At 70.0% G+C, this 12378-nt stretch carries 11 protein-coding genes and 1 pseudogene; 5 read left to right on the top strand and 7 right to left on the bottom strand.

What is annotated here, in order from left to right:
* Nucleotides 1-484 precede the first annotated feature (484 nt).
* On the bottom strand, nucleotides 485-1516 hold the full coding sequence (locus ABTZ58_RS36040; protein WP_351366445.1) for a hypothetical protein: 1032 nt from the start codon (nucleotides 1514-1516) through the stop codon (nucleotides 485-487).
* 439 nt (nucleotides 1517-1955) lie between these two features.
* On the opposite strand from ABTZ58_RS36040, the gene ABTZ58_RS36035 reads away from it, so the two are divergent.
* The 4 genes from ABTZ58_RS36035 to ABTZ58_RS36020 all read left to right on the top strand — a co-directional run bounded on the left by ABTZ58_RS36035 (nucleotide 1956) and on the right by ABTZ58_RS36020 (nucleotide 4752).
* Nucleotides 1956-2348, top strand: coding sequence for a DUF6153 family protein (locus tag ABTZ58_RS36035; protein WP_351366442.1), 393 nt, complete (start codon nucleotides 1956-1958; stop codon nucleotides 2346-2348).
* A 123-nt stretch (nucleotides 2349-2471) separates the two neighbouring features.
* On the top strand, nucleotides 2472-3113 hold the full coding sequence (locus tag ABTZ58_RS36030) for a DUF305 domain-containing protein (protein ID WP_351366439.1): 642 nt from the start codon (nucleotides 2472-2474) through the stop codon (nucleotides 3111-3113).
* A 117-nt stretch (nucleotides 3114-3230) separates the two neighbouring features.
* Nucleotides 3231-4130: a F510_1955 family glycosylhydrolase gene (locus ABTZ58_RS36025; protein WP_351366436.1), complete on the top strand. Its 900-nt coding sequence runs from the start codon at nucleotides 3231-3233 to the stop codon at nucleotides 4128-4130.
* 85 nt (nucleotides 4131-4215) lie between these two features.
* Nucleotides 4216-4752, top strand: coding sequence for a DUF4396 domain-containing protein (locus tag ABTZ58_RS36020; RefSeq protein WP_351366433.1), 537 nt, complete (start codon nucleotides 4216-4218; stop codon nucleotides 4750-4752).
* A 75-nt stretch (nucleotides 4753-4827) separates the two neighbouring features.
* Here ABTZ58_RS36020 and ABTZ58_RS36015 read toward each other — a convergent pair.
* Together ABTZ58_RS36015 and ABTZ58_RS36010 are read right to left on the bottom strand one after the other, a co-directional pair.
* Nucleotides 4828-5236 (bottom strand): annotated as a pseudogene (locus tag ABTZ58_RS36015) (four-helix bundle copper-binding protein).
* 153 nt (nucleotides 5237-5389) lie between these two features.
* Nucleotides 5390-6064, bottom strand: a complete 675-nt coding sequence (locus tag ABTZ58_RS36010) for a TetR/AcrR family transcriptional regulator (RefSeq protein WP_351366430.1) — start codon at nucleotides 6062-6064, stop codon at nucleotides 5390-5392.
* A 178-nt stretch (nucleotides 6065-6242) separates the two neighbouring features.
* Here ABTZ58_RS36010 and ABTZ58_RS36005 point away from each other — a divergent pair, with 178 nt between their 5' ends.
* Nucleotides 6243-6878 (top strand): DUF2218 domain-containing protein, encoded by a 636-nt coding sequence (locus ABTZ58_RS36005; protein WP_351366427.1) that lies wholly within the window; start codon nucleotides 6243-6245, stop codon nucleotides 6876-6878.
* An 89-nt stretch (nucleotides 6879-6967) separates the two neighbouring features.
* Here the strand turns inward: ABTZ58_RS36005 and ABTZ58_RS36000 are convergent, their stop codons facing one another.
* The 4 genes from ABTZ58_RS36000 to ABTZ58_RS35985 all read right to left on the bottom strand — a co-directional run bounded on the left by ABTZ58_RS36000 (nucleotide 6968) and on the right by ABTZ58_RS35985 (nucleotide 12366).
* A complete protein-coding gene (locus ABTZ58_RS36000; RefSeq protein WP_351366424.1) occupies nucleotides 6968-7141 on the bottom strand; it encodes a hypothetical protein in 174 nt (57 codons plus the stop codon).
* A 137-nt stretch (nucleotides 7142-7278) separates the two neighbouring features.
* Nucleotides 7279-8724 (bottom strand): MFS transporter, encoded by a 1446-nt coding sequence (locus ABTZ58_RS35995; protein WP_351366421.1) that lies wholly within the window; start codon nucleotides 8722-8724, stop codon nucleotides 7279-7281.
* A 428-nt stretch (nucleotides 8725-9152) separates the two neighbouring features.
* Nucleotides 9153-9986 (bottom strand): alpha/beta fold hydrolase, encoded by an 834-nt coding sequence (locus ABTZ58_RS35990; RefSeq protein WP_351366418.1) that lies wholly within the window; start codon nucleotides 9984-9986, stop codon nucleotides 9153-9155.
* A 109-nt stretch (nucleotides 9987-10095) separates the two neighbouring features.
* The gene (locus tag ABTZ58_RS35985) at nucleotides 10096-12366 is read right to left on the bottom strand and encodes a heavy metal translocating P-type ATPase (protein ID WP_351366415.1); all 2271 of its coding nucleotides are present in this window, start codon (nucleotides 12364-12366) and stop codon (nucleotides 10096-10098) included.
* Nucleotides 12367-12378 lie beyond the last annotated feature (12 nt).

Raw genomic sequence — 12378 nt, 5'->3', positions numbered from 1 at the left:
ACCGGCGCCGTGCCTGTTCTGCTTCCCGGGGAACATCCCTGCCCAGGCCGGCACATGACGTCACGTCATGCACGAGACCGGCGAACCGGACCGATTCCGAACATGCAATGACCCTGGTGCAGCGGCGTCTATGTCAAGCACCCTGATCCGCACGAGCGCGGCTGCCGGATTGGCGGGGTCTCCGCGAAGGAACTCGTCGCCTTTCCGCAAATCCTGCCTTCCTCCGGTCGCTGTCGCGGTAAGGAGATACGACCTGTTGAATTTGAACTCGTGCACCAGTACGGCTGACGCGGGGATCAGTGCGTCCCAGCGCTCCTTGAGGCGGAGCTCGACGAAGTAGGTGCCTATGCGAGCGCAGAGATAGCCCGAGTTGTCGCGGCTGTACAGCGGTCGGAGGGTGACGGCGGTGTCGGACTCCGCATCCTTGGCCTGCCAGACTCGCGAAGCATCGAGCCAACCCGCTCCCCACATGTTGGCGGGCACTTCAGGCCGGGCCCATTCTCCATATCGGGCGACTTTGATTGTCTACTTCTGTGTAGACGGGATGTGGGGTCATATAGGGAGTGCGGGTGCTCATGGTGTTCCAGTAATCCCCGTACTCGGTACTTCCGGCCCAGGAGTGGTCCAAACCGTACACATGGGCCATTTCTTGTCCCATGAGGCTGGGGGACAATGACGTCATTCCGTTCCCGTCTCTGCCGTCGCCGGTGCAGGCACCATCTGGGCCACCGAACAGGTCTGTGGGGGGATGGGTGACGACGCAAATCCGGTTCCCGTACGGTGTCAGATACACGCCCGCTGCTGTGGCTGTCTGTCGGGCCCAGGTGATGAGGTCCTTGCGGCCCTGCGGGTTGGCTCCGGATCCGGTGTACTCGGTGGACTTCTTCGGCAGTGTGTACCAGCCGAATGCGCGAGAGGTCGTGAGATCGAGATTTCCGTGGGTCATGTCCCTGAAGAAATCCACCATTCCGAGTTTTCCTGTGCCTGCCCCGGTGAAGAGTTCATCGAAGCGTTTCCGTGAGAAGCCCGGCGGTGTGGCAGCATCGCTGAATTGACACAGCAGCACCGCCCACGGAGACGGCTTCCCCGACGACCCCAAGAAGGTGATTTCCTCCCAGTCGGTCGCGGCGGCACCGGCCGGGTAGGAGGCCAGGTCTCTGAGGCTGTTGTTGGCGTCGATGGCGCCGATGGCTACGCGTCCGGTGCCTCCGGCGTAGTAGAGGATGCGGTCGCCGCTGAGGGCGGTGATCTGTGTCCAGTCGGTGGCGGCGGCGCCGGCGGGGTAGGACGCGAGGTCTCTGAGGCCATTACCGGGGGTGATGGCGCCGATCGCTATGCGTCCGGTGTTTTTTGCGTAGTAGAGGATGCGGTCGCCGCTGAGGGCGGTGATCTGTGTCCAGTCGGTGGCGGCGGCGCCGGCCGGGTAGGAGGCCAGGTCTCTGAGGCCGTTGTTGGCATCGACGGCTCCGATAGCTGCGCGCCCGTTGAAGCCGCAATACAGAATTCGATCAGGCATGATGGGGCCCTTTCGAGAGAATTGCGTGAAGAAAGCGATGAAGTCGAAATGGAATAAACTGATCCACGGGCTTGCTCGGCGCTTGAGGTGCGCCCCTAGGTGAGTGGCAACCTGGTCCCGCTCAGTTCTAAAACAATTCTCGCGCGCGATGACTTCTGGTGCGTCTTTTGAGAGTGTTGTTCGATGTGCATATTCTGACCGTTTAATTATTGATCGCGGAACGTGTTCCGGGCATGTCTGATTGAATGGCGGGAGATGCTGTCGGCCATTGCCACCTCGGTGCCGGATCCCGGTGCGAAGCGCGATACCGGAGCACGTGCGCCAGGTGAAGTCTCCGCGGAGCACATGAACGACCTTGCCGGGCGGGCCGGGTGCGACGGAGTGCGACTACTGGCTGATGGGCCGCATGCGCTGTCGGGTTGCCCCTACGATGGGTTCCGTGACCAGAAGCACCCGTTCAGACAGCCGCCCCGCTGGGCGGCTGTTCGTGCTGGCGGTGCTGGCCGGTGTGCTGGGCATGCACGGTCTTGCTCCGGGCACGGCTGCGGCGGTGCAGGCGGGTGCCGGTCACGAGATGGTGATGGCCGCGGCGGACGGTGTGCCGCACGCGGACGGGGGATGCTCGCACACCGATGGCGGATCTGGGCACCTGGATCATGCCGACGCTACGTGCGCGGCTTCCGGTACGGGGTCGGCGTACACGCCTCCGGCGCTGGCCAGCGCGGTGATGGATGTTCCCGCGTCCTCGGCCGTGATCACGGCGGCCCGGGGTTTTGTTGCCGATGGACGGGCGCCTCCGGACCTTTCTGAGTTGCAGCTTCTGCGGATATAGAGCGGCCCGCTCGGCACCCCATGCGCCCGGATGATGGGTGGCGCGGGTGACGTGCACGCGCACGCTCTCACATCCCGTTACGCCACGCGCCATGAGCCGGCGCGTGTGAAGGAGTTGCACCACATGATCCGCAAGCGTTCCCTCGTCCGCCGTACCGCCGCTGTCGCCGCCGCGGGTGCGGCAGCACTCGTCCTGGCCGCCTGCGGCGGCGGCGGCGACAGCACGGCCGGGCACGGCGGCCACGACAGCAGCGCTACTACCTCCGTTTCCGCCTCTGCCCCGGCGTCTGCGTCCCAGGGCAAGCACAACGCGGCCGACGTCGCCTTCGCCAAGGGCATGATTCCCCACCACCGTCAGGCGGTTGAGATGGCTGACCTGGCGCCCGGGCGCGCCCAGTCGGCCGAGGTGAAGAAGCTCGCCGCCGACATCAAGAAGGCCCAGGACCCGGAGATCAAGACGCTGTCGGGCTGGCTGACCACCTGGGGCGAGGAAGTTCCCGCCGAGGGCGCCATGGACCACTCCATGCACGGCTCGGGCGGGATGATGACCGAGCAGGAGATGGCCGAGCTGAAGAAGGCCTCGGGCAAGGCGTTCGACACCGCCTTCATGGAGATGATGATCAAGCATCACGAAGGCGCGGTCGAGATGCCCAAGACCGAGCAGGCCGACGGCGCCTACGCCCCGGCCAAGAAGATGGCCGGCCAGATCATCGCCTCGCAGAGCGCGGAGATCGAGCAGATGAACAAGCTGCTCGGCAAGAGCTGACACCGCCCTCCTTCAGCGGGGCGGGCACCCGGAGGGGCGCCCGCCCCGCCCCGGCATGGCCGACCCCCGCCCCATGTTTTCCGCACTTCGCCACTTCGCCCGCCTGGATGGCACCCCATGACTCGCCTACTGCCGCGCCGTGCGCGCACTCTTGCCGCGCTCGCCGCCGGCGCGCTGTTGATCACCGCCTGCTCCACCACCTCTGTTGACACCGGCCGCGACGACGCTGCAGCCGGCGACCCGGGCACCGGCCACCTGCACGGCCTGGGCGTCGACCCGGCCGACGGCGCCGTCTACGCCGCCGGCCACCACGGCCTCTTCCGCCTGGACGGCGGCAAAGCCACGCGGGTTGCCGACCGCTACCAGGACACCATGGGCTTCACCGTCACCGGCCCCTCCACCTTTCTGGCCAGCGGCCACCCCTCCCCGGCCGACCCCGATGCCCGATCGCCCCACCTGGGCCTGATCCGCAGCACGGACGCCGGCCGGACATGGCAGACGCTCTCGGCCGAGGGCGAGGCCGACTTCCACGCCCTGGTGCAGGCCGGTGACGTGCTCTACGGCTTCGACAGCCAAAGCAGCAAGCTGTGGGCCAGCACCGACGCCGGCCGCAGCTGGGACAGGCGCGCTCAGCTCCAAGCGCTCGACCTGGCCGCGCACCCGGCCACGCCCACGACGGTGTGGGCGGCCACCGGCACAGGCCTTGCTCGCAGCACCGACGGCGGACGCACCTTCCGCCCCGATCCCGCGGCCCCCGCCCTGGTCGCGGTGGAGGAGCCACGCTCCGGCCTTCTCGTGGGGCTGAGCGCCGATGGCCGCGTTCTGACCGGCCGCGGCGGCGGTGCGTGGACGCAGCTGGGCCGGCTGCCCGGCGGCGGCGAGGCCACCGTGCTGACCGCGGTGGGCGCCCTGCGGCTGCTGGCCGCTGACAGCACCGACACCGTCTACGACTCACGTGACGGTGGCCGGACCTGGAAGGTCCTCCACCGCCCGGCAACCGGCCAGGAATACCCCTAGCCATATACCCCCCAGGGGTATATGGTTCGATTGTGGAGCCGCTCCTGGCCACACCACACTGGAGTCGATGAAGGGGATGAGGGTCATGGACCACAGCACGCACCACACCGGTACGGCGCACGGCCAGACCGCCCCGGCGGGCGGCCACGGTCACCACGGCCATCACGAACACGGTGGCCAGAGCAAGGGCGCGTCTTGGTCAACGGCGGTGAAGGCGACGCTGCACTGCCTGACCGGGTGCGCCATCGGCGAGATCCTCGGCATGGTCATCGGCACCGCCCTGCTGTGGGGCAACGTGCCCACCATGATCCTGGCCATCACCCTGGCTTTCATCTTCGGCTACTCGTTCACCCTCTTCGCGGTGGTGCGGGCCGGGCTGTCCCTGAAGGCGGCCATCAAGGTGGCGCTGGCCGCCGACACCGTCTCCATCGCGGTGATGGAACTGGTCGACAACGCGATCATCGCGCTGACCCCGGGAGCGATGGATGCGCACCTGTCCGACGGGCTGTTCTGGTCGGCGCTGCTCGGCGGCTTCGCCGTCGCCTTCGTGATCACCACGCCGGTCAACAAGTGGATGATCGGCCGCGGCAAGGGCCACGCCGTCGTCCACGCCTACCACTGACGTTCCTCAGCGCGACACCCGCGGGCCGGGCTCTTCCCTCCAAGGGAACCGCCCGGCCCACGCACGTGTGTGTGCTCAGCCCAGACTGGCCAGCAGGTCGTTGCACGCCTGCTCGCAGCGCCGGCACGCCTCGGCACACACGCGGCAGTGCTCGTGCATGTCCGCGTGGGAGGCGCACTCGTCGCCGCACGCCTTGCACACGGTGGCGCAGGCCTGCAGCACGGCCCGGGTGATGTTGGCGTCGTAGCCGGTGTGCCGGGACAGGATGGACGCGGTGGCGTTGCAGATGTCGGCGCAGTCCATGTCGGTGCGGGATGCACTTGGTCAGCTCACCGACCATGCCCTCCGACAGGCACGCGTCCGCGCATGCGGTACACGCCTGCGCGCAGGCGATGCATTCCTGGATGCACCGGGCCATGGCCTCACGGTCCACACCGCCCAGGTCGGCGGGATAGCTGCGGAGCATGTCGTCGACGGTGGTCATGGGAATCGCTCCTGTTCCGCTGTGAAGGCGCGTGTTGACGTCTGCCGGGTTTCACTGCGCGAAGTGGACAAACGGCTGGCCGTACCGCGGCGTTTCGAAAGCGGTCAGGAATGCAGCGTGGCCGAGGCGCAGCCGCAGCAGGACCGCGGAGCTTTACCCGTGCGGCTGGGAGCCGGGGGCGCTCTGGTGTTCCGCGTGGCGGCGTGGATGGGCGGGGGCGTGCGGGTCCGGTGCGGCGTCACGTTCTGAGGCGGCCGCGGGGTGTACTCCGGCCAGGGTGACCGTGACGAGACGGTGGACCGCGGCCCGGGAGGACAGGTGGCCGGCTGCGGCAAGGGCGTGCAGGCAGTAGCTGGCGAGTTCGCCGGGTGCGACGTCGCTGCGGACGCTGCCCTGTTGTGCGCCGTCGGCGAGCAGGTCCTCGATCAGGGTGTGGAGCCGGCTGTGCGCCTTCACTACCTGCGGGTCGCGGTGCAGCACGGCGGCCAGGCCGCTTGCATGGTGGCTGCTCGTGTCGTGCGTCATCAGGGCGAACGCCCGCAGGACCGCCTCCAGCCGTTCACCGGCATCCGAGCTGCGGTCACGCACCTCGACCAGATGCTGCAGGTGGTGGCCGATCTGGCGCTCGTGCCAGGCCCGCAGGATCGACTCGACGTCGGGAAAGTACTTGTACAGGGTGGCGCGCCCGATTCCGGAGTCCTGTGCGATCCGCGACATCGTCACCGAGGCGAGGCCGTGCTCGGCGACCAGTGCCGCGGTGGCGTCCAGCACGGCGGTGCGTACGGCGGCACGGTGCGCGTCGATCGTCTCGTTCCACAGCTTGGGCACGCCGACAGCATACGGCCCGCCCATATGGCGACACTGTGCATTGACAGAGACATAGTGTCTCGATAATTCTGGCGGCGTCGCGTTCCCCGGACCCGTCGCGGCCCGGACAGGGCGGTCGGCTTCCGCTGGACCGGTTCGCGGCCCCTCAACGTCCGCCTGCCTTATGCGAAGGAACGCCATGCTGAGCGCCGAAGCCCACGTCGCGACCGACCGCCCGAGCCGGTATCTCATCCAGCTCTGCAAGCACTTCGCCCGAAAAGGCCGCCACCTCGGTCACCGTCCCCCCGCCCACCTCGGCCATGGCGGGCAGACGCTGAGTGAGCGGCGGGCCGTGGCGGAACAGGCCCAAGTCGACTGGTCCGAGACCGAGGGCAGCGTCAACCTCCCGTGGGGCACCATCACTTTGCGGGCCGCACCGGGTGTCCTGCTGCTGCGGGTCCAGGCCACGAGTGAGGAGAAGGTGCGGCGGCTCGAGGAACTTGTGGCCGGGCACGTGGAGCGGTTCGGCCGGCGCGAGGGGCTGCAGGTGAGCTGGCAGGAGCCTGCACCGCTCACCCAGCAGAACAGCTCCGACACAGCTGAGGTGCCCGAGACTTCAGGTTGGAAGGCCGTGGGCCGGAGTCGGCATCTGAAGCCCCTGGGCCTCGTCGCCGCCGTGGTGCTCGTCCTCGGTGCACACCTGGGGCTGGGCGGTGTCCTGGTGGCGAACTGGCACTGGACCTCAGGGGCCGCGGCCGCTGTCCTGGCGCTGGTCCTGGTGAAGGCGGCTGTACTGGGCAGCGCTGTTCGCCGCCGGGCCGCCAAGCGCCGCTAGAGCACCCCGAAGCGGTTGCGCTCCGCCCCGCCGGCCGGCAGATCAGCCGCGGTGGCTGTCCTGGCCGCCGGGGCAAGGGCACGGCATGCTCAGCAGCGGCCGGTGCGCGCGGCGCCGTTGCACGCCTCCTTGCCGGAGCGTCGGTCGGCGCCCTCGTACGTGAGCTGGGACGCCAGCGCCTGGAGCAGCACGGCGGCCGCCGTCCTGACGGCCGGGTGCCCGGCGGCCCGGCGCAGCGTGCTGGTCCATGACGCTGTGGCCATCAAGGTCTTCCCCCATCCGGGCCGCGAACGGAGCTGGTGGCCGGGCCAGACGCCGGCGGTCCGCCAGATCCGGTCACTGAGGATCTGGCGGACCGCCGGCGGTGACATCGCACGGGTGTCCTTTCACATCCCACGGCTCACACCCCGGCCTTCTCGCCCGGCGTGCTGTGTTCGCTGGCCTGCTCCGTGTCGAGGGCCACCGCCTTGTCGCTGCGCATCACCAGCAGCGTGATCAGCCCTGCTGCGGCTGCGATGGCGGCGGCCGCGGTGAACGCCGCGCTGAAGCCGCTCGTCAGGGCGGGCAGGTCACCGAGCCGGCCGGCGCCCTGGGAGGTGGCCAGGGCGGTGAGGGCGGCCAGGCCCAGGGCGGAGCCGATCTGGTAGGTGGTGTTGACGATGCCGGAGGCCAGGCCGGCCTGCTCGGCCGGGGCGCCGGACATGGCCGCCATCATCGCCGGGATGTACGCCAGCGACATGCCCAGTGCGGCGACGAGGGAGGCGGGCAGCACGTCGACGACGAACGAGCCGGTCGGCTCGACGGCCGACAGCCACAGCAGCCCGGCCGCCAGGACGAGCAGGCCGCCGCCGATCAGCACCTTGGCACCGAGGCGGGCCAGCAGCCGCGCGGTGATGGCGGTCATGAAGACCATCAGCAGCAGCGTCATCGGCAGCAGCGCGGCGCCGGAGGCGAAGGCCCCGTAGCCGAGGACCTGCTGCAGGTAGAGGTTGAGGAAGTACCACATCGGGATCCAGGCGGCTCCCAGCAGCGTCATGGCCAGGTTCGCCGAGCCCAGACGCGGCACGCGCCAGATACCCAGGGGCATCAGCGGCTGGCGCACCGTCTTCTGCAGGACGAAGAACAGCGCCAGCAGAGCGGCGGCGCCCGCCAGCTGCAGCACGGTCTGCGTGGCACCCCAGCCGATCTCCGGCGCGCGGACCACGGCGAAGACCGCGAGTGCCAGGCCGGCGGTGACGGCCACTGCGCCGAGCACGTCGATCCCTCCGCGGCGCGGGGCCACGGCGGGCAGCAGCTTGGTCGGGGCGAGGGTGGCGGCACCGATCGGGATGTAGATGATGAACACCCAGGGCCAGCTGAGCCATTCGGTGAACACCCCGCCCAGGAAGACACCGGCGGTGCCGCCGGCCGGTGCCGCGGCGCCGTAGAGGGCCATGGCCTTGCCGAGCTCCTTGGGATCGTGTGCGAACAGCGTCATCAGCAGGGTCATCGCGGCCGGGGCGATCAGCGCGCCGCCGACGCCCTGGACGGCGCGGCCGACGACCTCCACCCACGCGGTCTGCGCGGCCGCCGCGACGATCGATCCGCCGATCAGGACGGTCCATCCGGCGGTGAACACGCGGCGCGCGCCGAGCAGGTCCGACAGACGCCCGCCCATCAGGAGCAGGCCGCCGAAGGCGATGACGTAGGCGTTGAAGACCCACTGCAGCTCGCCCTGCGAGAAGCCGAGGTCCTTCTGCATCTCGGGGAGTGCGACCCCGATGATCGAGGTGTCCATGATCACCATGAACTGGGCGGTGGCGAGCACGGCGAGTGCCCACCAGCGCTTGGGACTGACGGTTGGCATTGCCTTCCCCTCTCCAGGGTCGACGTGTAAATACCCCTAGGGGGTATATCTGAGTCGAGACCATAGCATACCCCCAGGGGGTATGAAAGGTGTGGTTCCGTTGGGTCTGCCGGAAAACGGGCGCCCTGGCCGCTGCTGTGTCAGCAGCGGCCAGGGCGTCTCAGGCGTGGAGGTGCGGGCCGGCTGGAGTCGGCAGACCGAGGTGTCCTCCCGGTCCGAACCTGTGCCCGCTGCTGGATCAGGCCCGCAGCGGGGCCGGCATTCGGGCAGCTCAGCCGTCGGGGGAGTGCTGACCGTTCACGGCCTGCGCCACCGTCGTCCCCTCAGCGGCAGCGCAGAACCTTCTTGGGGTTCTCGGGCTGCCCACAGTGGGTCCGCTTCTCGCCCGGTGAGAACGCCTGGACGTGAGGAGGGGCGGGGGAGGCTGATCACCCGGCGCCGTGCCGGTCCGGCGCTGCGGCGTGCAGGGTCAGGTGGGTGGTGAGGAAGTCCAAGATGGCCGGTGCGAGAGCGTGGGCCAGGTCGGCTGCGGTCTCAAGGCCGACGGACAGGGACACATCGGCGAGGTGGCCGCGGGGCAGGGTGTGGGCTGCCTGGGCGGCCAGGGCCGCGGGATGACGTGTATCGGCACCTGGAATGACCAGGGTGGGCACAGTGATGGCGGCCAGTTCGCCGACTCGTGTGAACGCCCGGTCCCGGCCGATGGCGCAGGCGGCAGCGATACTGGCCGGGTCGGAGCGGGGGATGGCATCGCGCACCAGGGCTTTGATGACGGGGGCCAGCATCGGCAGGATGGGCTCCCAGGCCGCGGCTATGCCCTGTTCCTGGACGCGGACGGCGAACGCCTGAAGCATCGCGGTCTCAGCCTCTTTGGCGGCGTCGTCCTCGATGTCTTCCATGCTGATGACGACGGCGGCACGGATGCGTTCCGGGAGGGCGGCGGCTGTTCGCAGCGTGATGGTGCCACCCAAGCCCGTGCCGCCCAGCGCCGCCCGCCGCAGCCCGAGATGGTCCAGCAGGGCGCCGACATCATCGGCGTACTGGGCCCACGTGTGCCGGTCCGGGTCGGTGCACACCGAACGGCCGTAGCCGCGCACGTCCGGCAGGACGACGGTGAAGGCGTCTTCGAGCCGACGGGCCAGCGGCAGCAGGCTGTAGCGGTCCGGTCCGCCGCCGTGCAGCAGGATGAGCGCCGGCCCCTGCCCCAGGGTCGTGGCGTGCAGCCGGCAGCCGTCGCTGCCCCGGTAGACGAAGTCGCGCATGCGTCTTCCTCCTCTGTCTTTGGCCGTGCGCCCTGGGGGCGGGCCGTAGCAGGGCAGCGGTGGGGCGGGCCCGTCGGGTCCGCCCCACCGCTCGTGCGGCAGCCGGGTGTCAGCTTGCGACCTTGAAGCCGCGCAGGCGCAGGCTGTTGCCGACCACGAAGACCGAGGAGAACGCCATCGCAGCGCCGGCGATCATCGGGTTGAGCAGTCCGGCCGCGGCCAGCGGCAGAGCCGCGACGTTGTAGGCGAAGGCCCAGAACAGGTTGGACTTGATGGTGCCGAGCGTCTTTCGGGCCAGGCGGATGGCGTCGGCAGCGGCACGCAGGTCGCCGCGGACCAGGGTGAGGTCGCCGGCCTCGATGGCGGCGTCGGTGCCGGTTCCCATGGCGAGCCCGAGGTCGGCCTGGGCGAGCGCGGCGGCGTCGTTGACGCCGTCGCCGACCATGGCGACCGAACGGCCCTGGCTCTGCAGGCGCTTGACGACGTCGACCTTGTCCTCGGGCATGACCTCGGCGATCACCTCGTCGATGCCGACTTCGGCGGCCACAGCCTCGGCGACGGCCTCGTTGTCCCCGGTGAGCAGGATCGGCCGCAGGCCCAGGGCGCGCAGCCGGCTGATGGCCTCGGCGCTGGTGTCCTTGACCGCGTCGGCGACCTCGAGGACCGCTCGCGCCTCGCCGTCCCAGGCCACCGCGATCGCGGTACGGCCCGCGGCCTCGGCGTCCGCCTTGGCACGCGCCAGGCCGTCCGGCAGCTCGATGGCCCACTCGGCGAGCAGCTTGGTCCGGCCCACCAGGACCGCATGACCGTCGACCACACCCTGCACGCCGAGGCCGGGCACGTTGGCAAAGTCCTCCGGCGCGGGCAGGGCGCCGACCCGGTCGGCAGCGCCGGCGGCCACCGCCTGTGCGATCGGGTGCTCGGAGGCGTGCTCCAAAGCCCCGGCCAGCCGCAGCACCTCGGCCTCGCCGGCGCCGTCGGCGGTGTGCACGGCCAGCAGGGTCATCCGCCCGGTGGTCACCGTGCCGGTCTTGTCCAGAACGATGGTGTCGACCTTGCGGGTGGACTCCAGCACCTCCGGGCCCTTGATGAGGATGCCGAGCTGCGCGCCGCGCCCGGTGCCGACCATGAGCGCGGTCGGGGTGGCCAGGCCCAGGGCGCAGGGGCAGGCGATGATCAGGACGGCGACGGCGGCGGTGAACGCAGCCGTCAGCCCGGCGCCGTTGCCGAGCCAGAACCCCAGAGTGCCCAGGGCGAGGGCGATGACGACGGGGACGAAAACGCCGGAGATCTTGTCGGCCAGCCGCTGGGCGGCGGCCTTGCCGTTCTGCGCGTCCTCCACCAGCTTCACCATGCGGGCGAGCTGGGTGTCGGCGCCCACCCGGGTGGCCTTCACGACCAGGCGGCCGCCGGCGTTCACGGTCGCCCCGGTGACGGCGTTGCCGGGGCCGACCTCGACGGGGACGGACTCACCTGTGAGCATCGAGGCGTCGACGGCGGAGGTTCCCTCGACGACCGTTCCGTCGGTGGCGATCTTCTCGCCCGGCCGGACCAGGAACGCGTCTCCGACCTTGAGCTCGCCCACCGGGATCTGCTCCTCCCGGCCCTCCCGCAGGACGGTGACATCCTTCGCGCCCAGCTGGAGCAGGGCCCGCAGGGCGGCGCCGGCCTTGCGCTTGGAACGGGCCTCGAAGTAGCGGCCGGCCAGGATGAAGGCGGTCACACCGGCGGCAGCCTCGAGGTAGATGTTCCCGGCTCCGTCGGTGCGGGCGATGGTCAGCTCGAAGGGATGGGTCATGCCGGGGGTGCCGGCGGTGCCGAAGAACAGCGCCCACAGCGACCACAGGAACGCCGCCAGGGTGCCGACCGAGATCAGGGTGTCCATGGTGGCCGCGCCGTGCCGCGCGTTGGTGAACGCGGCCCGGTGGAAGGGCCAGGCGGCATAGGTGACGACCGGGGCGGCCAGGGTGAGCGAGAGCCACTGCCAGTACTCGAACTGCCAGGCCGGCACCATCGCCATCGCGATGACCGGGACGGCGAGCACCACGGCCGTGACCAGCCGCTGCCGCAGCGGCCGCAGCTCATCGCCTTCCCCTCCCTGGGCCGGCCCGCCGCCCTGACCGTCACCGGCCGCGCCGGGCGCGGGGGACGGTTCGGGCTGGCGGGCGGTGTAGCCGGTGGCCTCCACCGTGGCAATGAGGTCCGCGACGTCGAGGTCGGGGCGGAAGGTGACCTTGGCCTTCTCGGTGGCGTAGTTGACGGTGGCGCTGACCCCCTCCATCCGGTTCAGTTTCTTCTCGATCCGGGCGGCGCACGAGGCGCAGGTCATGCCGCCGATCGCGAGTTCGACCTCGGCTGTGTCGGGGACCGTGGTAGCCATCACTGCTCCTCG

This window comes from Streptomyces sp. NPDC094143 (assembly GCF_040303825.1).
GTDB lineage: Bacteria > Actinomycetota > Actinomycetes > Streptomycetales > Streptomycetaceae > Streptomyces.
This window is presented reverse-complemented; position numbering and strand designations above follow the sequence as displayed.

What these genes read in the sequence shown, in the direction of transcription:
- ABTZ58_RS35990 (WP_351366418.1), bottom strand. Translation starts at nt 9,986, where the DNA reads ATGCGCGACTTCGTCTACCGGGGCAGCGACGGCTGCCGGCTGCACGCC.
- ABTZ58_RS36000 (WP_351366424.1), bottom strand. Translation starts at nt 7,141, where the DNA reads ATGGCCACAGCGTCATGGACCAGCACGCTGCGCCGGGCCGCCGGGCAC.
- ABTZ58_RS36025 (WP_351366436.1), top strand. Translation starts at nt 3,231, where the DNA reads ATGACTCGCCTACTGCCGCGCCGTGCGCGCACTCTTGCCGCGCTCGCC.
- ABTZ58_RS35995 (WP_351366421.1), bottom strand. Translation starts at nt 8,724, where the DNA reads ATGCCAACCGTCAGTCCCAAGCGCTGGTGGGCACTCGCCGTGCTCGCC.
- ABTZ58_RS36005 (WP_351366427.1), top strand. Translation starts at nt 6,243, where the DNA reads ATGCTGAGCGCCGAAGCCCACGTCGCGACCGACCGCCCGAGCCGGTAT.
- ABTZ58_RS36040 (WP_351366445.1), bottom strand. Translation starts at nt 1,516, where the DNA reads ATGCCTGATCGAATTCTGTATTGCGGCTTCAACGGGCGCGCAGCTATC.
- ABTZ58_RS35985 (WP_351366415.1), bottom strand. Translation starts at nt 12,366, where the DNA reads ATGGCTACCACGGTCCCCGACACAGCCGAGGTCGAACTCGCGATCGGC.
- ABTZ58_RS36030 (WP_351366439.1), top strand. Translation starts at nt 2,472, where the DNA reads ATGATCCGCAAGCGTTCCCTCGTCCGCCGTACCGCCGCTGTCGCCGCC.
- ABTZ58_RS36020 (WP_351366433.1), top strand. Translation starts at nt 4,216, where the DNA reads ATGGACCACAGCACGCACCACACCGGTACGGCGCACGGCCAGACCGCC.